General features: G+C 56.2%; 1 pseudogene. It reads right to left on the bottom strand.

The window, feature by feature from the left end:
* Positions 1 to 195 (bottom strand): annotated as a pseudogene (locus tag SB725_RS30340) (alkene reductase); the annotation flags it as partial.
* Positions 196 to 361 lie beyond the last annotated feature (166 nt).

The raw sequence follows: 361 nt of genomic DNA on the forward strand, positions 1-361 counted from the left end.
GGCCTGAGCCGAAACCTGCGTGGCCTCGGTGATGATCAGCCCGGCCGAGGCGCGCTGAGCGTAGTAGGTCGCGGCATGCTCGCTGGGCACTAACCCGGCTCCAGCACGATTGCGGGTCAGCGGTGCCATGACGATGCGATTGGTGAGCGTCAGGCTACCGAGGGCGTACGGCTCGAAAAGCGATTTCTCTGACATGTTGTTCCAGCGTTCGGTGTTGGGAATGACTCAATGATGATGGTCATAATCCAACATGTCAAGACTTTGATGACGACCGACATCAATGTATAGTCGGACTTCATACAGAAACTCGTCCACGGAAGAGGAAAAGTGAAGGTCACTAAGGCACAGGCCCAGGCCAATC

The organism is Pseudomonas sp. SIMBA_041, from assembly GCF_046535095.1.
Classification (GTDB): Bacteria; Pseudomonadota; Gammaproteobacteria; order Pseudomonadales; family Pseudomonadaceae; genus Aquipseudomonas; species Aquipseudomonas mucoides.